Below are 24,816 nucleotides of genomic sequence, written 5' to 3'. Positions count from 1 at the left end.
TGCTTCCGGCGCCGGCTTCGGCAGGCGCCGGCCAGGTTGGCTATCCTGGCGCGGACCCTCGCAGCAGGAGCCGCCCGCATGTTCCCAGCCCTCGTTCTCGACAAGTCGCCCGACTTCCAGGCCGCCGTCCGCGAGGTCGGCGACGAGTTCCTGCCGGATGGCGACGTCACGGTCGCGGTGGCGTACTCGACCTTGAACTACAAGGACGGGCTGGCGATCACCAACCGTTCGCCGGTCGTGCGCAACTGGCCGATGGTGGCGGGCATCGACGGTGCCGGCACCGTGCTCGCCAGCGACTCGGCACTGTGGAAGCCCGGCGACGAGGTGATCCTCAACGGCTTCGGCGTCGGCGAGACCCACAAGGGCTGCCTGGCGGCCAAGGCCCGGCTCAAGGGGGAGTGGCTGGTGCGTCGGCCGGCCGCTTTCAGCGCCCGCCAGGCCATGGCCATCGGCACCGCCGGCTACACCGCCATGCTGTGTGTCCTGGCACTGGAACGGCACGGGCTCGTCCCCGGCAGCGGTGACGTCCTCGTCACCGGCGCGACCGGTGGCGTGGGCTCCGTCGCCATCGCCTTGCTGGCGAAACTGGGCCACCGGGTCGTCGCGGCCACGGGCAAGGCGTCCGAAACCACCTACCTGCAGGGGTTGGGTGCCGCCACCGTGATCGACCGCGCGGAATTTGCCGCACCCGGCAAACCGCTGCAGAAGGAGCGCTGGGCCGGCGTGGTCGACGCGGTGGGCAGCCACACGCTCGCCAATGCCCTGGCCCAGACGCGCTACGGCGGCGCGGTGGCTGCCTGCGGCCTGGCCCAGGGCATGGACCTGACCGCCAGCGTGGCCCCGTTCATCCTGCGCGGCGTGGCGCTCCTGGGCGTCGACTCCGTGATGGCGCCGCTGGCACTGCGCGAGCAGGCCTGGGGCCGGCTGGCCCGGGACCTGGATCCGGTGCAGCTGGAGGCGATCACGACCGAGATCGGACTGGCCGACGCGGTCGAGCAGGCCGGGCGCCTCATGGCCGGCCAGGTGCGCGGCCGGCTGGTCGTGCGAACGGGCGCCTGACAGGGCGGTTGCGCCCTGTTGCACGCTGGCGGGCGCCACTGTCCTCGCGGTAGTCGGCCCCCGCGTTGAGGTTGAAAGGCGCCATCCATGCTGGTCCTACGCACCCCCATCCCGACCGCGGAAGCGCAGGCCTTCGAGGACGCCATCCTCGCGAGCGGCCGCGATCCGTCGGCCTTCCGGGCCCAGATGTTCGAGGCTGCCAACAACGACGGGGCGGCCATGCGGCGGGTCCACGTCATCACCCGGCATGCGGCCGCGCAGTACGACGCCAGCGACGGTGCGGGCTGGACCGAGAGCTTCGCGCGCCACCTGGCGCGCGGCTTTTTCGGAACCTGAGCCGCCGGGGCGGCTAGCGGCCTGCCACCTGTGGCGCGGCGGCCTTGGCCGCGATGGCCGAGGCCGCCCAGCTGGTCTTGTAGACCACGGCTCCCACCGAGAAGACCGCGAAGGCGCTGGTGGCGGCGACCAGGCCCCAGGGCCAGGAGGCCGCGAAGCGGGAGGGACGGGCGGCATGGGCCGCTGCGTCGGCCTGCTGGCGGGCCTGGCGGGCGCGCAACCACAGGTCGTAGCTCGCCCGCCGCTGCGGATGCGACAGCACGGCATAGGCCTCGTTGATGCGTGCCATGCGCGCCTGGGCGCCGGCGTCGCCGCCGCTGCGGTCGGGGTGGTGGTGCTGCGCCGCCCGCCGGTATGCCTGCCGCAGCGCGCTGGCCGAGGCGTCGGCGCGGACGTCGAGCGTCTCGTAGTGGCTGGGGTCGGGTGGCAGGTCCGGCATGGGCTCAGGCGGTGCTACGGAAAGTGTAGCTGCGGGCTGCATGCGGGCCCAAGCGAAACGGCACGGCCGCTGCACGGAGGATGCGTCCTTACAACAGGCGTCACCCGGCCAGCGCCAGCTGCAGGCGTTCGAGGAAGGGCCGCTGGCCCGCCAGCAGCCGGGAAGCCGCCTCGGCCGGCCCGAACCAGCCGACACGGTCGATCTCGGGAAACGATTGCCGCCGGCCCGAACGCGGGGGCCATTCCATCTCGAACTGGTTGCAGCGCAGTTGCGCCGGGTCGAAGCTGCCTTCGACGGCCCAGGCCTGCACCCGCTTGCCGCCGGCCTGCCGGACCTCGCCCAGCGCGATGAAGGGCCCGGCCGGGGCGTGGCCGGTCTCCTCGGCGAACTCGCGGCAGGCGGCGGCGAGCGGTTCCTCTCCCGGCTGCACTTCGCCCTTGGGCAGGGTCCACGCGCCCTGGTCCTTGCGGGCCCAGTACGGCCCGCCGGGATGCGCGAGCAGGACCTCGAGCGCCGCCGGCGTGCGGCGGAACAGGAGCAGGCCGGCGCTGAGCGTCATGCGGCAGGCCGGCGCGGCTGGAACTGCCGTGGCGGTTGCCCCATCGCCGTCTTGAACATGGCGCTGAAGGCGCTCTCGCTGGCGTACCCGGTCGCCGCGGCGACCTGGTTGACGGGTACGCCGCGCGCGAGCATCGGCAGCGCGTGCGCGAGCACCGCCTGCTGGCGCCACTGCTGGTAGCCGGTGCCGAGTTCGGCCTGGAACAGGCGTGCCAAGGTTCGTTCACTGGCGCCCACGTCCGCGGCCCATTCGGCCAGGCTGGCCCGCTGGCCCGGCGCGCGCAGCACCGCCTCGCACAGGGCGCGCAGCCGCTTGTCGCCGTCCGGCGGCGGCAGCGGCACGCCCAGCGACTGCGCGTCGGCGTGGTGCAACTCGTCCAGGACCATGGCGGCCAGCAGGCGCTCGCGTTCACGCGTTGGCGGGCTGGCGTCGAGCGCCCCGATCAACTCGCGCAGCAGCGGCGAGACCAGGATCACCCGGCAGCCGTCCCAGCCGTCCGGCGTGACCGAGGCATGCAGGTACAGGGTCCGGAACTCTGCGCGCTCGAGCACGTGCACCGAGTGCCGCGCCCGCGGCTCAATCCACACCGCGCGCGACGGCGGGACGATGAAGGTGACTTCGTCGGACAGGTCCACGCCCTGCTGGGCCGAGACCTGCAGCACGCCGCTGGAGCAGTACGCCAGCTGCGCCCAGCCGTGCCGGTGCGGCTCGAAGTGGCTGTCGGCCGGCAGGCTGCGCGCGCGCAACCGCACCGGCCGGGCCCGGGTGGGCTCGAAGTCGTCCGTGTCGCCGACCGGAATGGCACGCGGGGCAGGTCGCCTGGGCATGTCCGCGATTCTGGCCGATATCCGACGAAAGCTGGCGATTCGTCGCATTCCGGAACTTGGCACCGCTGGCTAGGATCGGTCCATGTCCAGCCTCGCCGCCTATGCCGTCCCGCCGTCCGTCCCCCTGCGCCAGGATGCGCAGGTGATCGGCCTGGTGGGACTGGCGCACCTCATCAGCCACTTCAGCCAGCTGCTGCTGGCGCCGCTGTTCCCGTGGCTGAAGGACGCGCTGCACGCCAGCTACACGCAGCTGGGATTCCTGATGACGATCTTCTTCGTCGTCTCGTGCGCCGTGCAGGCCGCCTCGGGCTTCCTGGTCGACCGCCACGGGCCGCGCCCGGTGCTGTTCGCCGGCTTGGCGCTGGTGGGCCTGGCGGCCTTCGGGTTCTCGCTGAGCACGGGCTACTGGACGATGGCGGCGTGCTCGCTGGTCGCGGGCATCGGCAATGGCGTGTTCCACCCCGTCGACTACACGCTGCTCAATCGCAAGGTCAGCGCGTCCCGGCTCGGCCATGCCTACAGCGTCCACGGCATCACCGGCAGCCTGGGCTGGGCGCTCGCGCCGGCGCTGCTGGTGCCGATCGCCCTCGCGTTCTCTTGGCGCGCCGCCTTGGCGGCTGCCGGCGCACTCGCCTGGGCGGTGCTGCTCGTGCTGTGGCTGAACCGCGAGCAACTGGCCCTACCCAAGGCGCGGCCTTCGAACGCCGCTGCGGCGTCCGGCGCGGCCACGTTCGATTTCCTGCGCGTGCCCGCCGTCTGGATGTGCTTCGCGTTCTTCTTCGTCTACGCCATGGTGCTGAGCGTGGTGCAGGCCTTCGCGCCGGAGGCGGCGCGCCACCTGCACGACGTGCCGATGGCCCTGGTCGCCATGTGCCTGACCGTGTACATGGTCTGCAGCGCCGGCGGCATGGCCCTGGGCGGCTTCCTCGCCGCCGACCCATCGCGCTGCGAAAAGGTGGTGGCCGTGGGATTCGGGGTGGCTGCCGCGGTGGCCCTGACGGTCGCCCTCGCGCCGGTGCCGGCGCTGCTGGTGCCCGCCTTGTTCGGCGTGATGGGATTCGCGAGCGGCATCGCCGGGCCCTCGCGGGACCTGCTGGTCAAGCGCTCCACGCCGGCCAACGCCAGCGGCCGGGTGTACGGCATCGTCTATTCGGGGCTGGACATCGGCCAGGCGGTGGCGCCGCTGCTGTTCGGGCAACTGATGGACCGCGGCCACTACGGCGCCGTGTGGCTGGGCCTGGTGGCCGTCCAATTGCTGCTGATCACCAGCGCCTTCAACGTGCGCAGGGCACGCCGCGCGCAGCCGTTCGCGGCCTGACACCGCCCCGGCCCGCCCGCAGGGGCAAGGGTCAGCGGTATCCTCGGCCCATGTACGCGCCGTACTTCGGGTTGTCCCAGGAGCCCTTCTCCATCGCGCCGGACCCACGCTATCTCTACATGAGCGAGCGTCACCGGGAGGCGCTGGCGCACCTGCTGTACGGGGTGGGCGGGGGCGGCGGGTTCGTCCTGCTGACGGGCGAGATCGGCACCGGCAAGACCACGGTGTGCCGCTGCTTCCTGGAGCAGATCCCGCCCGCGACCGACGTCGCGTACATCTTCAATCCCAAGCTCACCGCCCTGGAACTGCTGCAGTCGGTGTGCGAGGAGTTCCACATCGCCGTTCCACGCCAGGAAGGCGCCACCGCCAAGGATTGGCTCGACCCGCTCAACGCCTACCTGCTGCAGGCGCATGCCGCCGGCCGCAACAGCGTGCTGGTCATCGACGAGGCGCAGAACCTGTCGGCCGACGTGCTGGAGCAGCTGCGGCTGCTGACCAACCTCGAGACCAACGAGCGCAAGCTGCTGCAGATCATCCTGATCGGCCAGCCCGAGCTGCGCGGCCTGCTGGCCCGGCCCGAACTGGAGCAGCTCGCGCAGCGCGTCATCGCCCGCTACCACCTCGACGCGCTGACGCGCGAAGAGACCGTCCGCTACGTCCGCCACCGGCTGGAGGTCGCGGGCCTGTCGCGCGCCCTGCCATTCGAGCGCCGCGCGCTGGCCCTGGTGCACCGGCTCACAGGGGGCGTGCCACGGCGCATCAACCTGCTGTGCGACCGCGCGCTGCTCGGCGCCTATGCGCGCAGCGAGGCGGCCGTCACCCCCGCCATCGTGCGGCAGGCGGCGCGCGAGGTCTTCGGTGCGCCCGAGCATGCGCGTCCCGGCGCCTGGCCGCGTCCCGCCTTCGTCCTGGGCCTGGGGATTGCCGCCGGGGCCGCGCTGGTGGTCCTAGCGCGGTTGCTGGGCGAGGGGCCGGCGCCGGCCGCCGGGGTCGCCACGCCCCGGCCGGCCCGGCCCGCCTCGGCCGCCGTCGCTGCCGTTCCGGCCGCTCCCGCTGCCAGCGCCGCCACATCCGCCGCCAGCGCCCCGGCCAGCGTCGCCGCCGCCCCCGCTGCCGGCGCGGGCGTCATCCCGACCGCCGCGGCGCCGGCGGCCCCGGCCTCGGCGGCACCCCCCACCTTGCTGCGCGACGAACGCGCGGCATGGCGCGAGCTGGCCAAGGCCTGGAACGCCGAGGCCGGCGATGGCGACCCGTGCAAGCTGCTGCCGCGGCAGGGCCTGCACTGCTACACGCGCAGCACGCCCTTGCCGCTGATCCGCCAGCTGGACCGGCCCGGCATCGTCACGCTCGACCGCGAGAGCGGCACGCCGTCCTATGCCTTGCTCACGGCCCTGACGGACAAGACGGCGACCCTGTCGGCCGGCGGGACGGCGCAGACCGTCACGCTGGCGGCCCTGGCCTCGCGCTGGAACGGCGAGTGGGCGACCCTGTGGAAGGCGCCGGTCGGTTACGACCCCCGCGAGGCCGACACCACCCTGCCTGCCGCTCAGCGCTGGGCCGCCGCGCAACTGCCGGTCGACACCGCCGGCGGCAAGGCCGCGGCGCCGCTGCGCCAGCGCATCCGCAGCTTTCAGCTGGAGCAGGGGCTCCCCGTCGACGGCACGCTGGGGCCGCTGACCTTCATGCAACTCAATCGCCAAGCCCGCGTCGATGAGCCGCGGCTGGCGCCCTGACCGATGTCCTACATCCTCGACGCCCTGCGCAAGGCAGACGCCCAGCGCGATCGAAGCCGGTTGCCGGGCCTGAACGATCGCCCGCTCGGCGTCGGCGAGGACGAAGAGGCCGCCGGCAAGTCGCCGCAGCTGTGGGGAGTGCTCGGCGTGGGCCTGGTGTCCATCGGACTGGCCGCATGGCAGCTGGCGCGCCCGCCGGCGCCGCCAGCCCCGCCGCTCGCCCAGGCCAACACGACCACTCCGCCGGTGCCGGCAACCGTGGTGCCGCCCCCTGCAGCCGTCGTGCCAACGCCTGCGGCGCCGTCTGCGGCGCTACCCGCAACGCCCGCGCCTGCCGCTCCGGCCGCCCGCATCGAACCGCCGCCTCCGCCGCCCGCCGTGGCGACGCCTGCGCCGGTCCCCGCCGCCGCCGGGAAGGCATCGGCGCCAAGGATCCGTGCCTCGGCGGCTGTCGCCGCATCCGCCCCGCGTCCAGCCGCCCCGGCGGCCGCAGCTGCTTCGGCGCCGACAGCGGGGGCCGCCCCGGTCGCCGCTGCATCCGCGCCGGCCCCGGAGCCTTCTGCCGTGGCACCCGCCGGCGCCCCCAAGCTGGCCATCACGGGGGGCGTGTACTCGCCGAACGCGGCGCAGCGGATGCTGATCGTGAACGGGCAGGTCTTCAACGAAGGCGCGGAGCCGGTCCCGGGCGTGCTGCTGGAGCAGATCCGGCCCAACCAGGCCGTGCTGAGCTGGCGTGGCCAGCGCTACCTGGTCGGCTACTGAGCCGTCCGCTCGGCGGACAACGGGGGCTGGAACACGCTCCAGTGCCCGTCCTTGAACAGGTAGAGGGCCGACGACACGCGGGTGCGCGAGGCCGCATACAGCGCCGGCGCGCTGAAGCGCAGCGCGGTGATCGCGTGCGGATCGTCCGCGGGGGCGTACAGCAGCCCGCCGCGCTGGGGCACGGCCACCACCAGCCCGCTGCGGTGGCGGGCTTCCAGGTCGGACCAGAAGTCGCGGTCGAGGAAATAGCTGCTGTTCAGGTCGTCGGCCCGGCCGCTCACCTGCATCAGCCCGCCGGTCCAGGGCCGCACCTGGGGCTCGCCATAGGTGCGCCGCAAGTTGCCCACGGCCACCCGCACGGCCTGCTCCGGATCCAGGCGCAGTCGGTCGAGATCGTCGGGCGAGGCGCTCTGCAACTGCGTGCGGCTGTCAAAGACCAGCCGGATATGCATGTCCCCGACGTAGCGGTACCAGCTGGTTTCCAGCTCGACCTCGCTGCCGTCCGGCAGCCGCGCCTGCAGCGTCCCGTAGGGCTGCAGCGTCTCCTCCTCCTGGTTGGCGCCGGCCGACTCGCGCAGTACCGCGATGAGGTTGGCCTCCCGGGTGTCGAACACGGGCTCTGGCGACGGCACCTGCGCACGCGCGACGGCGCCGACACCCACTAGGCACAGGGCCCACCACAGTCGCTTGGTCATCGTCCGATCCTCGTCCTGGCACGATCCTGCCGCGCGGCCTGAACCGCCGCAATCGCTGTTACATCGCCTGTGGCGGAGCCGCTGCGGCACCGTGCCATGTAAACAGTTACCGAACTTGCTCAGCCATTGATGCGTGTAAGCAGGCTCGTCCATAGCATTCGAGGCTCTTCAACACACCACTGACGAGGTATTCGCGATGGCACTGCAATCCCCCTTCTTCAACAACGGCAAGCGCGAGGACGTGCGTCCGAATACCCCGAACGGCGCCGCGCTGGCCGCTGCGGCCGCCGCTCCCACCGCGCCGGCTGCCAACAGCCCGAGCACGGTCACGGAAGGCGAAGCCAAGCTGACCGTCGGCCCCAACATCAAGCTCAAGGGTGTCGAGATCACCGATTGCGACACGCTGGTGGTCGAGGGCTCGGTCGAGGCGACCATGGACTCCCGCATGATCCAGATCTCCGAGCGCGGTGCCTTCAAGGGCTCGGCCGAGATCGACATCGCCGAGATCCGCGGCACCTTCGAAGGCAACCTGACGGTGCGCCAGAAGCTGGTGATCTACGCGACCGGCAAGGTCACGGGCCGCATCCGCTACGGCAAGGTCGTGATCGAGGAGGGCGGCCAGCTCTCCGGCGAGATCGAGTTCGCCGCCACCCCCGCCGCGCCGGCCGCCCGCCCGGCCACGCCCAAGCTGCAGGTCGCCTGATCCGGCTGCCCGCGGCGCCGTTCAGACGGCGCCGCGATGGCGCGCGATGCAGGTGTTCAGGACCTCGGACGCATCGCGCTGCCACCAGTCGAGTGTGGAGAAGATCTCCACTTCGCTGTACCCCGCGAACCCCTGGGCCTCGACCCAGCTGCGGATGAGCGGGATGTCAATCACCCCGTCGCCCATCATTCCCCTGTCGTTGAGCAGGTCGCGCGTCGGCGTCAGCCAGTCGCAGACGTGGAACGCCAGCAGCCGTCTACGGCCGGCGCGGCGGATCTGCGCCTCCAGCTTGGGGTCCCACCAGACGTGGTAGACGTCGACGGCGACGCCCAGCGCGCCCGAGCGCGACGGATCGAGTTCGTCGCAGACGTCCAGCGCCTGTTCCATCGTGTTGATGCAGGCCCGGTCGCCCGCGTACATCGGGTGCAGGGGCTCGATGGCCAGCGGCATCCCGGCCGAGCGCGCGTAGTCCAGCAGGGCGCCGATCCCGTCGCGCACCTGGCTGCGCGCCAGCGCCAGGTCCTTGTGCGCCGCCCGGCCCGCCAGTGCCCCGGGCAGCCCGCCCACCACCAGCACCAGGCAGGCGGCGCCCAGCTCGCGTGCCTCATCCACGGCGCGCCGGTTGTCGTCGTGGGCCGCCTGCAGGCCGGCGGCGTCGGTCGCCGGGAACATGCCGCCCCGGCAATAGCCCGACAGTTCCAGGCCCAGGGCCTTCACCTGCTTCGACACCGCCGCCAGCCCGGCGGCAGCGACCTGGTCGCGCCAGGGCGAAATGGCGCGGATGCCGCGCGCCGCGCACGCGTCCAGGATCTGCGGCAGCGGCAGGTCCTGTCCGCGGCTCTTGCGGACGGTGGCGGTGTTGATGGAGAGCCAGCGGTGGTCGGTGGAGAAATCACGCATCGGGATCGTTCGCAGAAGACCGCCGCCGCCCGCGCAGGCGGCGGACGACGGCGGCGTTGTCGAGGTCACCGTCCCCGTCGGCGACGGCTTCGCGCAGCAGCTGCGCATGGACGGCGGTGAGGGGAAGGTCCAGGCCGTGCCCGTGGGCCCCGGCCAGCATGAGGTCCAGGTCCTTCAGGTGCTGGCGGATGCGCGAGCGGGGCGCGAAATCGTTGGCCACCATCTGCGGGCCCTTGACGGCCGCCGCGTCCGAGCGCGCCGGGGTGGCCAGCACCAGCTGCAGGAAGCGATCGGGCGGGATGCCCAGCGCCTCGGCGAAGGCCAGGCCCTCGGCAAAGGCGGCGCGGTTCAGGCCCAGCACGAGGTTGGTGGCCAGCTTGGCCCGCGCGCCCATGCCGGGCGGGCCCACGTGCACCGAGCGGGCGGCGACGGCCTGGAGCAGCGGCCCGCAGGCCTGCACGGCGGCATCGCTGCCACCCACCAGAGCAGTGGCTTTGCCGGCGCCGATCTGCTGGCTGGAGCCGGACAGCGGCGCTTCCACCAGGTCGATGTGCTGGGCTGCGAGGCGACGCCCCAGGGCGGCGAGCTGGTCGGGATCGCCGGTGGAGCAGTCGATGACGGTGCGCACCTGGTGGCCTGGGCCGAGCAGGCCGCCGGCGCCTTCCAGCACCTGCAGCACGCCGGCGGTGTCGAACACCGCGAGCAGCACCGTCTGGGCCAGACGGCCGACGTCCCCGGTGCTGGAGGCGGCCTCGCCGCCGGCGGCGGCGAACGCGGCGACGGCCTCCGGGCGCACGTCGTGGCCGATCGTGCGCCATCCCTGGGCGCGCAGGCGGGCGGCGAGTGCCTGGCCGACCAGGCCGAGCCCGACGATGCCGACGGTGCGTTCATTCATGGTCAACGGTCCAGCGATGCGCCGCCGCACACCTGGATGTCCTGGCCGGTGATGGCGGCTGCGGCCGGCGAGAGCAGGAAGGCGACGAGCGACGCCACCTCCGAGGGTTCGATGAGGCGGCCCAGGGGCGTGGGCCGCGGCGCGACCGAGCCGCGCGCCGGATCGGCGAGCATGGCGGTGCGGGTGGCCGCCGGCGACACCACGTTCACGGTGACGCCGCGGGGCGCGAGCTCGGCAGCCCAACTGCGGGCGAGCGAGACGAGGGCGGCCTTGGTCGCGGCGTACTGGCTGCGGCCGGCCATGCCGCGGGCGACCCGGCTGCCCACCAGGACCACCCGGCCGCGGCCGGCCGCGGCCATCGGCGGCACCAGCCGGTCGGCCAGCCGGCTGGCGGCATCGACATGCAGCTTCCACATCAGGGTGCCGTCGTCCGGCTGCAGTTCGCCCAGCGGCCCCACGCGCAGCACGCCGGCCGCATGGACGAGCGCGGCGGCGCCGCGGGCCGCGATTGCCGCGCCCTCCAGGGCCGCGGCGTCGGTGAGGTCGATTGCATGGTGGCGGAACCCCGCCGCATCGAGCGCAGCCGGCGCGCGATCGAGACCGATCACGCGCCAGCCCTGTTCCAGCAGGGCCTGCGCTACCGCCAGCCCGATGCCCGAGCTGCTGCCGGTGACGGCCGCGAGGGGCGCCTCATTCGACACGGATATTGCCGTCCGTGATGATCTTCTGCGCCCGCGCCATGTCGGCGGCCTGGAAGCGCGCGAACTCGTCGGCCGAGCCGGGCGAGAAGACCAGGCCCTGCGGCGTGAACTTGTCGCGGATCTCGCCGGCCAGCGCCTTGTTCACCTCGGCGTTCAGGCGCTGCACGATCTCCGCCGGCGCCTTGGCCGGCGCCCACAGGCCGTACCAGCTGTAGAAGTCGTACCCCGGCAGGGTCTCGGCGACCGTCGGGACGTCGGGCAGGTTGGGCGTGCGCTTGTCCGAGGTGACGGCGATGACGCGCAGCATGCCGCTGCGGTGGTATTGCAGCGAACCGAGGATGGGGTCGATGAAGCCGGCGATCTGGCCGCCGATCAGGTCCTGGAAGGCCGGTGCCGTGCCCTTGTAGGGGATCACCGTGTAGTCGACCCCCGCCGAACGCTTGAGCAGTTCGGTGGCCAGGTGGCCTGCCGATCCGATCGAGCCGACGGCGAAGGTCAGCTTGCCGGGATTGGCCTTGCCGTAGGCCTGCAGCGACTTCAGGTCGGTGATGGGCAGGTCCTTGTTGACGGCGACCGACAGCGGCGCCTTGGCGACCAGCGCGATCGGAGCGAAGTCGCGCGTCACGCTGTACGGCACGGACTTCATCGTCATCGGGGCGCTGACGAAGGTGGAGGCGTTGAACAGCAGCGTGTAGCCGTCGGCTTGCGCCTTGGCCACCTGGTCGGCGCCGATGGTGCCGTTGCCACCGGGCTTGTTCTCGACCACGAACGGCTGGCCCAGCTGCTCCGACAGCTTCTGTGCCAGGCTGCGGCCGAGGGTGTCGAGGGTGCCCCCCGGCGGGAACGGGATGATCACCTTCACCGGCCGTGCCGGCCAGGCCTGGGCCGATGCCCCCAGGGCCGCGAGCGAAAGGCCGATGGCCGCCGTCCAACGCAGTAGTCTCGACATGCTTGTCTCCTCTGATAGAGCCGGTTGTCCGCCGGCGGGATCACTCGATCTGGATGTTGGCGTCGCGCACCACGCGCGAGGAGGTCGCGATCCGTCAGTCCTCGATGCCGTGCAGCGCCAGCAGCGTCTGCATGCGGCGCACGGCCAGGTCCGGCTTCTCCAGCAGGTCGGCAGCATCGGCCAGGCGGAACAGCTCGGCCAGGTGCGGCAGGCTGCGGGTGCTCTGCTGGCCGCCGACCATGGTGAAGTGGTCCTGGTGGCCGTTGAGCCAGGCCATGAACACGACGCCGGTCTTGTAGAAGCGCGTGGGCGCCGCAAAGATGTGCCGCGACAGCGGAACGGTGGGGCCGAGGATGGTGTGGAAGCGCTCCAGGTTGCCCTGCGCCAGTTCGCCCAGCGCCGCACTGGCCGCCGGTGCGATGGCGTCGAAGATGCCCAGCAGGGCGTCGCTCTTGCCGTGGGTCGGTTCGCTGCCGAAGCCGTCGCCGGCGATCAGCTCGGCGTAGTTGAAGTCGTCGCCGGTGTACATGCGCACGCCGGCCGGCAGGCGTCGGCGCATCGCGATTTCCTTGTCCTTGTCGAGCAGGGAAATCTTGATGCCGTCGACCTTGGACGCGTTGGCGGCGATGACGCCGAGCGCGGTGTCCATCGCCCGGTCGGTGTCGGCGCTGCCCCAGTAGCCGGCCAGCGCCGGATCGAACATCTCGCCCAGCCAGTGCAGGACGACCGGCTGCCGGGCCTGGCGCAGGATGTGGTCGTAGACCCGTTCGTAATCGGCCGGGCCGCGGGCCACGCGGGCGAGGGCGCGGCTGGCCATGACGATGAGCCGCCCGCCGAGCTTCTCGATGGCAGCCATCTGCTCGTCGTAGCCGCGGATCACGTCGTCGACCGAGCGCACCTCGTCCAGGGCCAGGTGGTCGGTGCCGCAGCCGGAGGCGACCAGGGCGCCCGGAACGTCGCGCGCCGCATCGAGCGAACGCCGGATCAGTTCGAGCGAAGTGGGCCAGTCCAGCCCCATGCCGCGCTGGGCGGTGTCCATGGCTTCCGCGACACCGAGGCCGAGCGCCCACAGGCGCCGGCGGTAGCCGATGGTCGCGTCCCAGTCGACGGCGGCCTGCAGCCAGGGGTCGATGGCAGCGCGGGGATCGGCCACCACGTGCGCGGCCGAGTAGGCGATGCGGTCGAACCGCACGCCCTGGGCGGGGAGAACCGGCGCGTTGCCGCGCAGCGTGTAGCGCGCGAGGTTGCCGCCGGCGGCGGCGGGCAGGGTGAGGGACAGCGCCATGGTGGCCTCAGACCTTCAGTGCGGGCACGTCGACCCAGCGGCGCTCCTTCCAGGACTGCAGCGCGGCCTCGACCAGCTGCACGCCCTTGGCGCCTTCGGGCAGGGTCCACTTGTACGGCTCGTTCTCGACCACGTGCCGGATGAAGTGCTCCCACTGGATCTTGAAGCCGTTGTCGTAGACCTGCGAGTCCGGCACTTCCTGCCACTGCTCGAAGAAGTTCATGGTCTGCTTGACGTCCGGGTTCCACACCGGCCGCGGCGTGGTGACGCGGCTCTGGGCCCGGCATTCCTGCAGGCCGGCCACCGCGGACCCGTGGGTGCCGTCGACGTGGAAGGTCACCAGGTCGTCGCGGCGCACGCGGGTGGCCCACGACATGTTCATCTGGGCGACCACCGGCTCGCCGCCATGGCCCACCAGTTCCGCCATGGCATAGGCCGCGTCGTCGGCGGTGGCCTGGTACGGTTTGCCGGCTTCGTCCCAGCGCTGCGGGATGTGGGTGGCGCCCAGGCAGGAGATCGACTTCACCTCGCCGAACAGGTTGTCCAGCACGTAGCGCCAGTGACACATCATGTCCAGGATCATTCCGCCGCCGTCTTCCTCACGGTAGTTCCAGCTCGGACGCTGGATCGGCTGCAGGTCGCCTTCGAACACCCAGTAGCCGAATTCGAGCCGCACGCTCAGCATGCGGCCGAAGAAGCCGGCGCGGCGCAGCATGTCGAGCTTGCGCAGCCCGGGCAGGAACAGCTTGTCCTGCACGGCGCCGTGCTTGAGGCCCGACTTCTCAGCCAGCCGGGCGATCTCGACCGCCTCGTTCAGGTTGGTCGCGATCGGCTTTTCGCAGTACACGTGCTTGCCGGCGCGGATGGCCTTGGCCAGCAGCGTCGGGCGCATCTGCGTGGTGCCGGCATCGAAGAAGATGGTGTCGTCGGGATTGGCGAGCGCCTTGTCCAGGTCGGTGGTCCAGCGTTCGATCTTCTGCGACTTCGCCAGCGCCTCCATCTTCTCGGCATTGCGGCCGACGAGGATGGGGTCGGGCATGACCCTGTCGCCGTTGGACAGCTGCACGCCGCCCTGGTTGCGGATGGCGACGATGGACCGGATCAGGTGCTGGTTCATGCCCATGCGTCCGGTGACGCCGTGCATGATGATTCCGAGACGTTGGGTGGGCATATCAGTTCCTCGTTGGTGCCCGCCGAAGCGGGCGTTGGCGTTACTTCTGCACTTCCAGGCCGGCGGCCTTGACCAGCGCGGCGTTGCTCTTGATCTCGTCGCGGATGTACGCGTCGAACTGTTCGGGCTTGAGGGTCCAGGCGTCGGCGCCCAGCGCCGTGAAGCGCTCCTTCACCTCGGGCGTGGCCAGCGCCTTCACCACTTCCTCCTGCAGGCGGTTGACGATGTCGCGCGGCGTGCGCGCCGGCACCATCATCCCGATCCAGAAGTTGAATTCCGAGCCCGGCACGCCGGCTTCGGCCGTGGTGGGCACGTTGGGCAGGGCGGCGGCGCGCTTGGGCGAGCCGACCGCCAGCGGCACCAGCTGGCCGCTGCGGATCTGGCCGATGACCGGGGCAATGGGCGAGAAGTAGTAGTCGACCCGGCCCGCCGCCACCTCGGTCACCGCCTCGGCGGAGCCCTTGAACGGGATGTTCTGGGCGTCGATCTTCGCGGCCAGCTTGAACTTCTCGGCGTTGAGGTGGGTGGCGCTGCCCTGGCCCGCCGAGGCGAAGTTCATGCTGCCGGGCTTGGCGCGCGCCGCCGCGAGCAGCTCGCCCAGGGCCTTGAAGTTCTTGGCCGGCGAGACCACCAGCACGTTCGGGGTGCTCGAGATCGGCGTGACGCCGGCGAAGTCTTTCTCGGTGTCGAACGGCAGCTTGGCGAACGTGTGCGGGCTGACCGTGTGCGACGACGAGTGGACCATGACCGTGTAGCCGTCCGGGGCCGCCTGGGCCACCGCCGCCTGGCCGATGGTGCCGCTGGCCCCGCCGCGGTTGTCGATGACGAGCTGCTGGCCCATGCTCTGCGACATCTTGTCGGCGATGGCGCGCGCAATGATGTCGGTGGTGCTGCCGGCCGCGAACGGCACGATCACCCGGATGGGCTTGTTGGGGTAGCCGCTCTGGGCGGCGGCGCCCAGGGGGGCCAGCGCGGCGAGGCTGGCAAGGATGAAGGCCAAGTGTCGACGGCTCGGTGCCACGGTGTCTCCTGCGGTTAATTCACTGTTTGGTGAATTATAGGGAGACGGGCGGCCGTGGCAAGCGCTGCGGCTCGGGCCTTGCGCTTCAGTTCCTCAGGACATACCCGAGGATCACGTCGCACATGTGCGTGAGCCGTTCCTGCCGGGCCTTGGCGGAGAGCAGGTCGCGGCCGAAGATGGCCGACAGCGTGTGGTTGTTCGACAGGTAGAAGTACGACAGGCCCGCGATGGAGATGTAGAGCTGCATCGGGTCGACGCCGCCGCGGAACGTGCCGTCGCGCCGGCCCCGCTCCAGGATGCCGGCCAGCATCTCGATCAACGGAGAGTTCAGCTCGCGTGCCTTGCGCGACTCCTGCAGGTGGCGCGCCTTGTGCAGGTTGGCGCTGTTCAGCAGGGTGAGGAACTCGGGGTGCTCGAGGTAGTAGGCCCAGGTGAATTCGACCAGCCGCCGCAGGGCGTCGGCGGGCGCCAGCTCCAGGAGGTTCAGCTGCTGCTCGGCCTCGCGGATGTCGCGGTACGACTGCTCGAGGACGGCCTGGAACAGGGTCTCCTTGTCCTCGAAGTAGTAGTAGATCAGGCGCTTGTTCAGCGCCGCGCGCTCGGCGATGCGGTCCATGCGCGCGCCGCCCAGGCCGTACTCGGCGAATTCGTCCCGGGCCGCCGCTAAGATGGTGTTCTGGGAGCGGTCGGCATCGCGCAGGCGCTCCTCCGGGGCAGGCGTGGCCTCACGCGTCGTGCTTCGGGTCATGGCAAATAATTCACCTTCTGGTTAATCCAGTCAAGCCGATGGCATCTGAACGCACCCCCGTCCTCGCTGGCCACCTGATTGTCGAGTGCCTCGTCGCGCAAGGCGTGACGCATGCATTCGGCGTTCCCGGCGAAAGCTTCCTGGCCGTCCTCGACGGCTTCCACCACCACCAGGACGCCATCCGGTTCGTCATCAACCGGCAGGAGGGCGGGGCGGCATTCATGGCCGAGGCAGCGGGCAAGCTCACCGGCCGGCCTGGCGTCTGCTTGGTGACCCGGGGGCCCGGCGCGACCAACGCCTCGATCGGCGTCCACACCGCATTCCAGGACTCCACGCCGATGGTGCTGTTCGTCGGCGACGTCGCCTCCGACCAGCGCGACCGCGAGGCGTTCCAGGAAGTCGAATACACCAGCTTCTTCGGTCCCAGCACCAAGGGCATGGCCAAGCGGGTCGAGCGCATCGACGAGGCGGATCGCATTCCCGAGTACATCGCGCGCGCCTTCGCGACGGCGATGAACGGCCGGCCTGGCCCCGTCGTCCTCGTGCTGCCGGAGGACATGCTGGCCAAGACCACCAGTGCGTCGCCGCTGGCCCGCGTGGAGCCCGCCGAGGCGTGGAGCGATCCCGGTTCCCTGCGCCGCCTGCGCGAGATGCTGCTGGCGGCGCAGCGGCCGATCGTCATCGCCGGCGGCGGCGGCTGGACGCCCCAGGCGGCGCAGGCCCTGCAGCGCTTCGCCGAGAACTGGAGGCTGCCGGTGGGCAACGCGTTCCGGTTCCAGGACACCTTCGACAACCACCATCCGCTGTATGCCGGCGACGTCGGCATCGGGATCAACCCGAAGCTGGCGGCGCGCATCCGCGAGAGCGACCTGGTGCTGGCCATCGGGCCGCGCCTGGGCGAGATGACGACCGGCGGCTACACGCTGCTGAAGGCGCCGCGGCCCACGCAGAAGTTGGTGCACATCCATGCGAGCGCCGAGGAACTGCACCGCGTCTACCAGGCCGACCTGGCGATCAATGCCACCATGAACGCGGCCGCCCGGTCGCTGGAGGTGCTGACCGCGCCGCCGGAAGTGCCCTGGCAGGCCTGGAGCGAGGGCGTGCATGCCGACTACGAGGCCAACCTGGTGCCGCAGGCGCTACCGGGCGGAATCGACATGCCGGCCATCGTGGCCGTGCTGCAGAAGCGCCTGCCGGCGGACGCGGTCCTCACCAACGGCGCCGGCAACTTCGCCAGCTGGGTGCACCGCTTCTTCCGCCACAACGGACTGGCCAAGGGCCACAAGACGCAGCTGGCGCCCACCGTGGGCGCGATGGGCTACGGGGTGCCGGCCGGCATCGCCGCGAACCTGCTGACCGGGCGGACCGCGTTCACGATCGCGGGCGACGGCGACTTCCTCATGAATGGCCAGGAACTGGCCACCGCGGCGCAATTCGGGGGCAAGAGCATCATCGTGCTGTTGAACAACGGCATGTTCGGCACCATCCGCATGCACCAGGAGCGCGACTACCCGCAGCACGTGCATGGCACGCAGCTGGCCAACCCCGACTTCGTGGGCCTGGCCCGTGCCTACGGCTACGCGGGAGTGCGCATCACGAAGACAGCCGAGTTCGAGCCGGAGTTCGTGGCCGCCCTGGAGCGGCCCCAGGGCACCCTGATCGAGGTGATGCTGGATCCGGAGGTGATCACGACGCGTGGCACGCTCAGCGCCATCCGGGACGCCGCCCTGCGGCGCGGCTGACGCGGCGGCCGCGGGCGCGGCGTACAAGAAAAAAGGGCCGCTTGCGCGGCCCTTTTTCATTGCTGGCGGTAGCCAGTTACTTCACATGCTTGCCGATCAGGCCGGCCATCTCGAACATCGAGACTTGCGACTTGCCGAAGATGTCCTTGAGCTTCGCGTCGGCATTGACCATGCGCTTGTTCACGGAGTCCTGCAGCTTGTTCTTCTTGATGTAAGCCCACAGCTTGCTGACCACTTCGGTGCGGGGCAGCGGGGCGGAGCCGACGACGGCGGCCAGTTGCGGGCTCGGGGTCAGCGCCTTCATGAACGCCGCATTGGGGGTGCGCTTCTTGGCGGGGGCCTTCTTCACGGCGGCCTTCTTCGCCGGAGCGGCCTTCTTAGCCGGAGCAGCCTTCTTGGCAGCGGCCTTCTTCGCCGGTGCTGCCGCCTTCTTCGCCGGGGCCTTCTTGACCGCAGCCTTCTTCGCGGGGGCAGCCTTCTTGGCGGGCGCCTTTTTTGCCGCAGCTTTCTTTGCAGTTGCCATGACTTGATTTCCTTCTAGAAGTTGAGTGTTCACCAATGGAAAAATCTCGAGACCCACTGGCAGAGCGGATGCTAAGGGAGAAAAAGCGGGCTTCCAAGGGGAAAAAGGCGTTTTTCACTGGAGGCTGTCGTTTTTTTTCAAGCCGACTTGGCCTCCACCTTCCCTCGCAGGATCAGCATCACGCCACCCAGGATCACGGCGCAGGCGGCCCACTCGGCGCCGCTGACGTTCTCGCCGGCGAATCCCACACCCAGCAGGAGCGCGATGACTGGGTTCACGAACGCATAGCTGGTCGCCAGGGCGGGCGGCGCGTGGCCCAGAAGGTATAGGTAGGCGCTGAACGCCACGAGCGATCCGGCCCCCACGAGGTACAGCCAGGCGAGCGCGGCGTGCGTCTGCGGCGGCCATTGCGGCTGCTCACCCAGCACGAGAGAAACCAGCATCAACGCCGCGCCGCCGCACAACATTTCGCTCGCAAAGCCGGCCGCGCCGGGGGCCAGCGGAAGGCGCGTTGCCGAGAGGACGGAGCCAAGCGACCAGGCCAGTGTGGCGGCCGCCATGCACCCGATGGCCGCCGGGGAGCCGCCGAAGCTGGCACCGCGCAGCAGCAGCAGGACGCCCGCCAGGCCGACCGCCATGCCGGCCAATTCGAGTCGCCGCGGCCTCTGGCCGACCAGCAGCCCCCACAGGCACACCAGGACCGGCACGACGGCAATGAAGGCGGCGACCAGGCCCGACCCCACGGACTGCTCCGCCGTGGCCGTCAGGCCCATGCCCAGCCCGAGCATCAACGTGCCGACGATGGCCGCATTGCGCCACTGCGCCGCAGTCGGCCACGCACCGCCCCGGCCGGCGGACCAGGCGAGCAGCAGGCCGCCCGCCGCCAGGAAGCGGGTGCCCATCTGGAAGAAGGGCGGGAAGCTCTCGAGGGCCAGCCGGATGGCCAGGTAGGTCGAACCCCAGACGAGGTAGCAGGCGAGCAGGGCGGGGACGAGCAGGTGGCCGGGCCGCGGGCCGGCGCCGATGGTGGCGGTTCGCATGTTGCGATGCTAGATCGCCGGATCGCCACATTCCATGGACAATCCAAGGCCACAAATCGAAGGTGCCTTGAAAAGAAAGGTTGGAAGCCATGGCGACAGAAGAATCCAGTTTCGACGCCTACGACAGCCGCATCCTGGCCGAGTTGCAGCAGGACGCGCGCATCTCGATGGCCGAACTCGGCCGCCGCGTCCACCTGTCGCAGCCCGCAGTCACCGAGCGCGTTCGCAAGCTGGAGCTGCAGGGGGTCATCAAGGGCTACCGCGCGGTGGTCGACCACGGCCGCCTCGGCTACGGGATCCGGGCGGTCGTGCGGGTGGGGCGGGTGGAGTACGCCCGGGTGGTGAAGCTGATCGAGCAGACGCCGGAGGTCATCAACGCCTTCAATGTCACGGGCGAGGACAGCTGGATCCTGGAGATCGCGGTCATCGACGTCGAGCACCTCGACGCCGTGGTCACGAAGTTCTGCCTCCTGACCGAGACCTCGACCAGCATAGTGCTGAACATGCCGCGCGAGAACGCGGCGGTGCTGCCGGCCCGGCGCGAGAACATCAAGCCGGCGATCCGGAAAGTGACGGGACGCTGAGGTTGGCTGTGGTCAGGGCGCGGCGGCGGAGCGCTTGCGCAGGGTGGCCAGCAGCACACCGGCCAGGGCCAGGCCGAATGCGACTGCCTGGCGCGGACCGAACGGTTCGCCCAGGGCGACGACGCCCACCAGCGCCGCCGTCACCGGCAGCATCACCGTGAACACCCCACCCAGGGCCGCCGGCACGTGCCGCAGGCCGGTCATCCACAACCAGACGCTCCAGACGCTGGCCGCCAGCGAATAGAACAGCAGGAGCAGCCAGGTTCCCGGGCGGATGGCGCCGAAATCGAATCCCCAGGCCTGGTAAAGCCCCAGCGGCGTCATCAGCGCCAGCCCCCACAGGTTCACCAGGGACGTGATGCGCCTCGGGCCCAGCGCGCCCGTCAGCTTCTTGCCGATGACCGCATAGGAGGCCTCGCAGAGCACTGCGCCGACGACCAGCAGGTTGCCGAGGACGGCATCGGACGAGTCGCCTGTGTCCTCCTTGCCCAGCGCCAGCAGGCCGATGCCGGCCACGGCGCACGCCACCGCGCCCCAGACGCGCTCCGGGATCCGCTCGCCAAGGAAGGTCCAGCTCAGGATGGCGACCACGGCGGGGATGGACGCCATGATCACGCCCGCCGACACGGCACTGGTCATGCTGACGCCGTACAGCATGCAGATGGTGAAGAGGAAGTTACCGAGCAGGGATTCGAGGAAGACGAGCCGGCGGGTCGACCGGCTGAGGGCTGCTTCGTCGGCCGGCTTGCGGACCCAGTGCACCATCGCCAGGCCGCCGATGGCGAAGCGCAGCCAGGCCAGGAGGAAGACCGGCAGCGCCGCGACGAGCGGCTTGGACAGGGCGACGTAACTGCCGACGAGCGCCATGCTGAGGGCCAGGCAGGCGCAGGCGACGGGACGAGGGGACATCGGGCGAGCCGCAAAAGCGCGCATCTTGCCCCAGCGGCTGGCAGTTCCCGGTCGACCGCGAGCGCTCCTGCCGGTTTCACGGGCGTGCGATCGTCTTTCATATCGCGAAAAGAGCGAATGCTGCGTCGCGTCATTTTTTCTCGATATGAGAGACCGCTCGCCGCATTGCGAAATCTAGAGATTAAGTGGTTGAAAGATAAGGGAAAAATATTTAGTCTTCTATAAGATACAAGATCTCCGCGAAGTCTTCTAGAAGACTTAAAGTCATCGCAACGACGCCCCGCTGCGTCGGCCGGTTCAATCAACCAACGGAGTGAATGCGATGACCCACTGGACCCACCTCAGCCGCGAACAGCAGATCGCCGAACTGGAACGTGACTGGGCGGAGAACCCGCGCTGGAAGGGCATCAAGCGCGGCTACAGCGCCGCCGACGTCGTGCGCCTGCGCGGCTCGCTGGCCATCGAGCACACGCTGGCTCACCGCGGCGCCGACAAGCTCTGGACGCTGCTGAACACGGAGCCCTTCGTGAACACCCTGGGTGCCTTGACGGGCAACCAGGCCATGCAGCAGGTCAAGGCCGGCCTGAAGGGCATCTACCTGTCGGGATGGCAGGTTGCCGGCGATGCCAACAGCACCGGCGAGATGTACCCCGACCAGTCGCTGTACGCGGTGGACTCGGTGCCCAAGGTGGTCAAGAAGATCAACAACACCTTCCAGCGCGCCGACCAGATCCAGTGGAGCGAAGGCAAGGGGCCCGGCGACGAGGGCTATGTCGACTACTTCGCGCCCATCGTCGCCGACGCCGAGGCAGGTTTCGGTGGCGTGCTGAATGCCTTCGAGCTGATGAAGGCCATGATCGAGGCGGGCGCCGCCGGCGTGCACTTCGAGGACCAGCTCGCCTCGGTGAAGAAGTGCGGCCACATGGGCGGCAAGGTGCTGGTGCCCACCCGCGAAGCGGTGGCCAAGCTGGTGGCGGCCCGCTTGGCCGCCGACGTGATGGGCGTGCCCACCATCCTGCTGGCCCGCACCGATGCCGAGGCCGCCGACCTGGTGACCAGCGACGTCGATCCGATCGACCTGCCGTTCTGCACCGGCGAGCGCACCGTCGAGGGCTTCTACCGCACCCGCAAGGGCTTCGACCAGGCCGTCAGCCGCGGCCTGGCCTATGCCGAGTACGTGGACCTGATCTGGTGCGAGACGGGCACGCCGGACCTGAAGTTCGCCAAGGACTTCGCGGACGCGATCCACGCGAAGTTCCCGGGCAAGCTGCTGGCCTACAACTGCTCGCCCTCGTTCAACTGGAAGAAGAACCTCGACGACGCCACGATCGCCAGGTTCCAGAAGGAGTTGGGCGCCATGGGCTACAAGTTCCAGTTCATCACCCTGGCGGGCTTCCACAGCCTGAACTACTCGATGTTCGAGCTGGCCCACGGCTACGCCCGCAACAACATGAGCGCCTTCGTCGAGCTGCAGCAGAAGGAGTTCGCGGCGGCCGACAAGGGCTTCACGGCCGTCAAGCACCAGCGCGAGGTGGGCACGGGCTACTTCGATGCCGTCACCACGACCATCGAGGCCAATGCGTCCACGGCGGCGCTCAAGGGGTCGACCGAGGACGAGCAGTTCTTCGAGGAACGCAAGGCCGCCTGACCGCGGGACTTGCCGACGACCGGGCCCCTCGCGGCCCGGTTTTTTGTGTCCGGGCGCCCCGACGGCGGCCGAGGGCAAGGGGGGCGGATTCGCCGCGGCGGGGTTAGAATCGAGCCGATTCGAGATCCACAAGGGCGAGAAAGGCAGCATCGGTTATGACACCGCGAACTACTCCGGAAGGAACCACGGCCCTGTAGTGGCCGGGTAGTCGCGCGACCCAGGACTGACCAGTTCTCCGGCAAGAGCGCGGCTACAGGCCGCGCTTTTCGTTTGTCCCGCTGGAAATTGCCACCATGATCCACATCACGCTTCCCGACGGCTCGCGCCGTGACTATCCAGGCCCCGTGACGGTGGCCGACATCGCCGCGTCCATCGGGGCGGGGCTCGCCAAGGCGGCGCTGGCCGGCAAGGTGGACGGGAAGGTCGTCGACACGTCGCACACGGTCGACCGCGACGCGTCGGTGGCCATCGTCACGGCCAAGGATGCGGACGGCCTGGAGGTGATCCGCCATTCGACGGCGCACCTGCTCGCCTACGCCGTCAAGGAGCTGTTCCCCGAAGCGCAGGTGACGATCGGGCCGGTGATCGAGAACGGCTTCTACTACGACTTCTCGTACAAGCGCCCGTTCACGCCCGAGGACCTGGCGGCCATCGAGAAGCGCATGGGGGAGCTCGCCGCGAAGGACGAGCCCGTCAGCCGCCGCGTGCTGCCGCGCGACGAGGCCGTCGAGTATTTCAAGGGCATCGGCGAGCAGTACAAGGCCGAGATCATCGCCAGCATCCCGGCGAACGAAGACGTGTCGCTGTACCGCGAGGGTGGCTTCGAGGACCTGTGCCGCGGGCCCCACGTGCCCAGCACCGGCAAACTTCGGCATTTCAAGCTGATGAAGGTGGCCGGCGCCTACTGGCGCGGCGACCATCGCAACGAGATGCTGCAGCGGGTCTACGGCACCGCCTGGGCGACCAAGGACGAACTCCAGCAGTACCTGACGATGCTGGAAGAGGCCGAGAAGCGCGACCACCGCAAGCTCGGGCGGGAGCTGGACCTGTACCACATCGACGACGTGGCGCCCGGCGTGGTGTTCTGGCATCCCAAGGGCTGGTCGGTCTGGCAGGCGGTCGAACAGTACATGCGGCAGGTCTACAAGGACACCGGGTACCAGGAGGTCAAGGGGCCCCAGATCCTGGACCGCAGCCTGTGGGAGAAGACCGGTCACTGGCAGAACTACCGCGAGAACATGTTCACGACGGAGAGCGAGAAGCGTGACTACGCGCTCAAGCCGATGAACTGCCCGGGGCACGTCCTGATCTTCAAGTCGCAGCTGCGCAGCTACCGCGACCTGCCGCTGCGGTACGGCGAGTTCGGCCAGTGCCATCGCAACGAGCCGTCCGGCGCCCTGCACGGCATCATGCGCGTGCGCGGGTTTACCCAGGACGACGGCCATGCCTTCGTGACCGAGGACCAGATCCTCGAGGAATGCGTGGCGTACACGACCAAGCTGCAGCAGGTCTACCAGGACTTCGGCTTCACCGACATCCTCTACAAGGTGGCCACGCGCCCGGACAACCGGGTGGGCTCGGATGCCTTGTGGGACAAGGCTGAACACGCCTGCATGGAGGCGCTGCGGCGCTCCGGCGTCGACTTCGTGGTGTCGCCCGGCGACGGCGCCTTCTACGGCCCGAAGATCGAATACACGCTGAAGGACGCGCTGGGCCGGCAGTGGCAGTGCGGCACCATGCAGGTCGACTTCAACACGGCCGAGCGGCTGGGTGCGGAATACGTCACGGAGACCAGCGGGCGTGCCCACCCCGTGATGCTGCATCGCGCCATCGTCGGCAGCCTGGAGCGTTTCATCGGTATGCTGGTCGAACACCATGCCGGCGCGCTCCCGTCGTGGCTGGCGCCGGTGCAGGTGGCCGTGCTGAACATCACGGACGGACAGGCCGATTACGCCCGTGACGTTGCCAAAGCTCTGCAAAATCAAGGGCTTAGGGTCGAGCTCGATCTGCGCAACGAGAAAATTACGTATAAAATACGCGAGCATTCGCTGCAGAAGCTGCCTTACATCCTGGTCGTAGGCGACAAGGAGAAGGCGGCAGGTGCCGTTGCAGTGCGCGCCCGGGGGAACAAGGACCTCGGCGCGATGCCCCTAGAGGCGTTCTCCCAGAGGATGGCCCAGGACATCGCCAGCAAAAGCTGATCTTCACTGAAGGAAAGGCTGCAGCCCGCGCGCACTGAAGCGGTTTTGCTACGTTTTTCGTAGCTATT

25 protein-coding genes are annotated in these 24,816 nt (G+C 70.0%); 10 read left to right on the top strand and 15 right to left on the bottom strand.

The window, feature by feature from the left end; genetic code table 11:
- The first annotated feature begins 78 nt into the window (after positions 1 to 78).
- Positions 79 to 1,059, top strand: a complete 981-nt coding sequence (gene acuI, locus GON04_RS02505) for an acrylyl-CoA reductase (NADPH) (protein ID WP_157396427.1) — start codon at positions 79 to 81, stop codon at positions 1,057 to 1,059.
- An 87-nt stretch (positions 1,060 to 1,146) separates the two neighbouring features.
- Positions 1,147 to 1,395: a hypothetical protein gene (locus GON04_RS02500; RefSeq protein WP_157396426.1), complete on the top strand. Its 249-nt coding sequence runs from the start codon at positions 1,147 to 1,149 to the stop codon at positions 1,393 to 1,395.
- Between the two features lie 13 nt (positions 1,396 to 1,408).
- Here the strand turns inward: GON04_RS02500 and GON04_RS27005 are convergent, their stop codons facing one another.
- The 3 genes from GON04_RS27005 to GON04_RS02485 form a co-directional block, all read right to left on the bottom strand.
- Entirely contained in the window at positions 1,409 to 1,834 is a 426-nt protein-coding gene (locus GON04_RS27005; RefSeq protein ID WP_181653850.1) for a J domain-containing protein, read from the bottom strand.
- A gap of 100 nt (positions 1,835 to 1,934) precedes the next feature.
- Complete coding sequence (locus GON04_RS02490) at positions 1,935 to 2,393, bottom strand: NUDIX hydrolase (RefSeq protein WP_157396424.1); 459 nt, start codon at positions 2,391 to 2,393, stop codon at positions 1,935 to 1,937.
- On the bottom strand, positions 2,390 to 3,220 hold the full coding sequence (locus GON04_RS02485) for an AraC family transcriptional regulator (protein ID WP_157396423.1): 831 nt from the start codon (positions 3,218 to 3,220) through the stop codon (positions 2,390 to 2,392). Before GON04_RS02485 ends, GON04_RS02490 begins: the two co-directional genes overlap by 4 nt.
- An 82-nt stretch (positions 3,221 to 3,302) precedes the next feature.
- Between GON04_RS02485 and GON04_RS02480 the strand changes: the two genes are divergently transcribed.
- From GON04_RS02480 to GON04_RS26535, 3 genes are read left to right on the top strand one after another with little or no spacing between them, the layout of a single operon-like run.
- Complete coding sequence (locus GON04_RS02480) at positions 3,303 to 4,538, top strand: MFS transporter (protein ID WP_157396422.1); 1,236 nt, start codon at positions 3,303 to 3,305, stop codon at positions 4,536 to 4,538.
- Between the two features lie 50 nt (positions 4,539 to 4,588).
- On the top strand, positions 4,589 to 6,271 hold the full coding sequence (locus GON04_RS02475) for an ExeA family protein (RefSeq protein ID WP_157396421.1): 1,683 nt from the start codon (positions 4,589 to 4,591) through the stop codon (positions 6,269 to 6,271).
- A 3-nt stretch (positions 6,272 to 6,274) separates the two neighbouring features.
- Positions 6,275 to 7,033, top strand: coding sequence for a general secretion pathway protein GspB (locus tag GON04_RS26535; RefSeq protein WP_181653849.1), 759 nt, complete (start codon positions 6,275 to 6,277; stop codon positions 7,031 to 7,033).
- On the opposite strand, the gene GON04_RS02465 is transcribed toward GON04_RS26535, so the two are convergent.
- Positions 7,027 to 7,728, bottom strand: a complete 702-nt coding sequence (locus tag GON04_RS02465) for a DUF1444 domain-containing protein (RefSeq protein ID WP_157396419.1) — start codon at positions 7,726 to 7,728, stop codon at positions 7,027 to 7,029. The genes GON04_RS26535 and GON04_RS02465 overlap by 7 nt on opposite strands.
- 196 nt (positions 7,729 to 7,924) lie before the next feature.
- Here GON04_RS02465 and GON04_RS02460 point away from each other — a divergent pair, with 196 nt between their 5' ends.
- A complete protein-coding gene (locus GON04_RS02460; protein WP_157396418.1) occupies positions 7,925 to 8,431 on the top strand; it encodes a bactofilin family protein in 507 nt (168 codons plus the stop codon).
- A 21-nt stretch (positions 8,432 to 8,452) separates the two neighbouring features.
- Here GON04_RS02460 and GON04_RS02455 read toward each other — a convergent pair whose 3' ends face one another.
- The 8 genes from GON04_RS02455 to GON04_RS02420 form a co-directional block, all read right to left on the bottom strand.
- Entirely contained in the window at positions 8,453 to 9,331 is an 879-nt protein-coding gene (locus GON04_RS02455) for a sugar phosphate isomerase/epimerase family protein (RefSeq protein ID WP_157396417.1), read from the bottom strand.
- The gene (locus GON04_RS02450) at positions 9,324 to 10,226 is read right to left on the bottom strand and encodes an NAD(P)-dependent oxidoreductase (RefSeq protein WP_157396416.1); all 903 of its coding nucleotides are present in this window, start codon (positions 10,224 to 10,226) and stop codon (positions 9,324 to 9,326) included. Before GON04_RS02450 ends, GON04_RS02455 begins: the two co-directional genes overlap by 8 nt.
- A 2-nt stretch (positions 10,227 to 10,228) precedes the next feature.
- Positions 10,229 to 10,927: an SDR family oxidoreductase gene (locus GON04_RS02445; RefSeq protein ID WP_181653848.1), complete on the bottom strand. Its 699-nt coding sequence runs from the start codon at positions 10,925 to 10,927 to the stop codon at positions 10,229 to 10,231.
- A complete protein-coding gene (locus GON04_RS02440) occupies positions 10,917 to 11,876 on the bottom strand; it encodes a Bug family tripartite tricarboxylate transporter substrate binding protein (protein ID WP_157396415.1) in 960 nt (319 codons plus the stop codon). Before GON04_RS02440 ends, GON04_RS02445 begins: the two co-directional genes overlap by 11 nt.
- Before the next feature lie 94 nt (positions 11,877 to 11,970).
- Complete coding sequence (locus GON04_RS02435; protein ID WP_157396414.1) at positions 11,971 to 13,161, bottom strand: dihydrodipicolinate synthase family protein; 1,191 nt, start codon at positions 13,159 to 13,161, stop codon at positions 11,971 to 11,973.
- A 7-nt stretch (positions 13,162 to 13,168) separates the two neighbouring features.
- The gene (locus tag GON04_RS02430; RefSeq protein WP_157396413.1) at positions 13,169 to 14,332 is read right to left on the bottom strand and encodes a Gfo/Idh/MocA family protein; all 1,164 of its coding nucleotides are present in this window, start codon (positions 14,330 to 14,332) and stop codon (positions 13,169 to 13,171) included.
- A 40-nt stretch (positions 14,333 to 14,372) separates the two neighbouring features.
- Positions 14,373 to 15,332 carry a tripartite tricarboxylate transporter substrate binding protein gene (locus GON04_RS02425; RefSeq protein WP_157396412.1) on the bottom strand — a complete coding sequence of 320 codons (960 nt, stop codon included), beginning with the start codon at positions 15,330 to 15,332 and terminating at the stop codon, positions 14,373 to 14,375.
- A 106-nt stretch (positions 15,333 to 15,438) separates the two neighbouring features.
- A complete protein-coding gene (locus tag GON04_RS02420; protein WP_157396411.1) occupies positions 15,439 to 16,101 on the bottom strand; it encodes a TetR/AcrR family transcriptional regulator in 663 nt (220 codons plus the stop codon).
- Positions 16,102 to 16,139: 38 nt separating this feature from the next.
- Here GON04_RS02420 and GON04_RS02415 point away from each other — a divergent pair, with 38 nt between their 5' ends.
- Entirely contained in the window at positions 16,140 to 17,843 is a 1,704-nt protein-coding gene (locus tag GON04_RS02415; protein WP_157396410.1) for a thiamine pyrophosphate-binding protein, read from the top strand.
- 76 nt (positions 17,844 to 17,919) lie between these two features.
- Here the strand turns inward: GON04_RS02415 and GON04_RS02410 are convergent, their stop codons facing one another.
- Complete coding sequence (locus tag GON04_RS02410; RefSeq protein WP_157398301.1) at positions 17,920 to 18,366, bottom strand: SWIB/MDM2 domain-containing protein; 447 nt, start codon at positions 18,364 to 18,366, stop codon at positions 17,920 to 17,922.
- Positions 18,367 to 18,503: 137 nt separating this feature from the next.
- Positions 18,504 to 19,406 carry a drug/metabolite exporter YedA gene (gene yedA / locus GON04_RS02405; protein ID WP_157396409.1) on the bottom strand — a complete coding sequence of 301 codons (903 nt, stop codon included), beginning with the start codon at positions 19,404 to 19,406 and terminating at the stop codon, positions 18,504 to 18,506.
- An 89-nt stretch (positions 19,407 to 19,495) separates the two neighbouring features.
- Between yedA and GON04_RS02400 the strand changes: the two genes are divergently transcribed.
- Positions 19,496 to 19,990 carry an Lrp/AsnC family transcriptional regulator gene (locus GON04_RS02400; RefSeq protein ID WP_157396408.1) on the top strand — a complete coding sequence of 165 codons (495 nt, stop codon included), beginning with the start codon at positions 19,496 to 19,498 and terminating at the stop codon, positions 19,988 to 19,990.
- Between the two features lie 12 nt (positions 19,991 to 20,002).
- Here GON04_RS02400 and GON04_RS02395 read toward each other — a convergent pair whose 3' ends face one another.
- Positions 20,003 to 20,899 (bottom strand): DMT family transporter, encoded by an 897-nt coding sequence (locus tag GON04_RS02395; RefSeq protein WP_157396407.1) that lies wholly within the window; start codon positions 20,897 to 20,899, stop codon positions 20,003 to 20,005.
- Between the two features lie 322 nt (positions 20,900 to 21,221).
- Here GON04_RS02395 and aceA point away from each other — a divergent pair, with 322 nt between their 5' ends.
- Together aceA and thrS are read left to right on the top strand one after the other, a co-directional pair.
- Positions 21,222 to 22,547: an isocitrate lyase gene (aceA, locus tag GON04_RS02390; protein WP_157396406.1), complete on the top strand. Its 1,326-nt coding sequence runs from the start codon at positions 21,222 to 21,224 to the stop codon at positions 22,545 to 22,547.
- A gap of 293 nt (positions 22,548 to 22,840) precedes the next feature.
- A complete protein-coding gene (gene thrS, locus GON04_RS02385) occupies positions 22,841 to 24,748 on the top strand; it encodes a threonine--tRNA ligase (protein ID WP_157396405.1) in 1,908 nt (635 codons plus the stop codon).
- Positions 24,749 to 24,816 lie beyond the last annotated feature (68 nt).

This window comes from Ramlibacter pinisoli (genome assembly GCF_009758015.1).
Lineage (GTDB): Bacteria > Pseudomonadota > Gammaproteobacteria > Burkholderiales > Burkholderiaceae_C > Ramlibacter > Ramlibacter pinisoli.
Note: the sequence above shows the minus strand (reverse complement) of the source record. Positions and strands in the feature narration are given on the sequence as shown.

Coding starts and splice junctions, on each gene's coding strand:
- GON04_RS02395 (WP_157396407.1), bottom strand. CDS start 20,899: ATGTCCCCTCGTCCCGTCGCCTGCGCCTGCCTGGCCCTCAGCATGGCG.
- GON04_RS02480 (WP_157396422.1), top strand. CDS start 3,303: ATGTCCAGCCTCGCCGCCTATGCCGTCCCGCCGTCCGTCCCCCTGCGC.
- GON04_RS26535 (WP_181653849.1), top strand. CDS start 6,275: ATGTCCTACATCCTCGACGCCCTGCGCAAGGCAGACGCCCAGCGCGAT.
- GON04_RS02455 (WP_157396417.1), bottom strand. CDS start 9,331: ATGCGTGATTTCTCCACCGACCACCGCTGGCTCTCCATCAACACCGCC.
- GON04_RS02475 (WP_157396421.1), top strand. CDS start 4,589: ATGTACGCGCCGTACTTCGGGTTGTCCCAGGAGCCCTTCTCCATCGCG.
- GON04_RS02440 (WP_157396415.1), bottom strand. CDS start 11,876: ATGTCGAGACTACTGCGTTGGACGGCGGCCATCGGCCTTTCGCTCGCG.
- aceA (WP_157396406.1), top strand. CDS start 21,222: ATGACCCACTGGACCCACCTCAGCCGCGAACAGCAGATCGCCGAACTG.
- yedA (WP_157396409.1), bottom strand. CDS start 19,406: ATGCGAACCGCCACCATCGGCGCCGGCCCGCGGCCCGGCCACCTGCTC.
- GON04_RS02430 (WP_157396413.1), bottom strand. CDS start 14,332: ATGCCCACCCAACGTCTCGGAATCATCATGCACGGCGTCACCGGACGC.
- GON04_RS02435 (WP_157396414.1), bottom strand. CDS start 13,161: ATGGCGCTGTCCCTCACCCTGCCCGCCGCCGCCGGCGGCAACCTCGCG.
- thrS (WP_157396405.1), top strand. CDS start 22,841: ATGATCCACATCACGCTTCCCGACGGCTCGCGCCGTGACTATCCAGGC.
- GON04_RS02420 (WP_157396411.1), bottom strand. CDS start 16,101: ATGACCCGAAGCACGACGCGTGAGGCCACGCCTGCCCCGGAGGAGCGC.
- GON04_RS02410 (WP_157398301.1), bottom strand. CDS start 18,366: ATGGCAACTGCAAAGAAAGCTGCGGCAAAAAAGGCGCCCGCCAAGAAG.
- GON04_RS02500 (WP_157396426.1), top strand. CDS start 1,147: ATGCTGGTCCTACGCACCCCCATCCCGACCGCGGAAGCGCAGGCCTTC.
- GON04_RS27005 (WP_181653850.1), bottom strand. CDS start 1,834: ATGCCGGACCTGCCACCCGACCCCAGCCACTACGAGACGCTCGACGTC.
- GON04_RS02400 (WP_157396408.1), top strand. CDS start 19,496: ATGGCGACAGAAGAATCCAGTTTCGACGCCTACGACAGCCGCATCCTG.
- GON04_RS02460 (WP_157396418.1), top strand. CDS start 7,925: ATGGCACTGCAATCCCCCTTCTTCAACAACGGCAAGCGCGAGGACGTG.
- GON04_RS02485 (WP_157396423.1), bottom strand. CDS start 3,220: ATGCCCAGGCGACCTGCCCCGCGTGCCATTCCGGTCGGCGACACGGAC.
- GON04_RS02415 (WP_157396410.1), top strand. CDS start 16,140: ATGGCATCTGAACGCACCCCCGTCCTCGCTGGCCACCTGATTGTCGAG.
- acuI (WP_157396427.1), top strand. CDS start 79: ATGTTCCCAGCCCTCGTTCTCGACAAGTCGCCCGACTTCCAGGCCGCC.
- GON04_RS02490 (WP_157396424.1), bottom strand. CDS start 2,393: ATGACGCTCAGCGCCGGCCTGCTCCTGTTCCGCCGCACGCCGGCGGCG.
- GON04_RS02450 (WP_157396416.1), bottom strand. CDS start 10,226: ATGAATGAACGCACCGTCGGCATCGTCGGGCTCGGCCTGGTCGGCCAG.
- GON04_RS02465 (WP_157396419.1), bottom strand. CDS start 7,728: ATGACCAAGCGACTGTGGTGGGCCCTGTGCCTAGTGGGTGTCGGCGCC.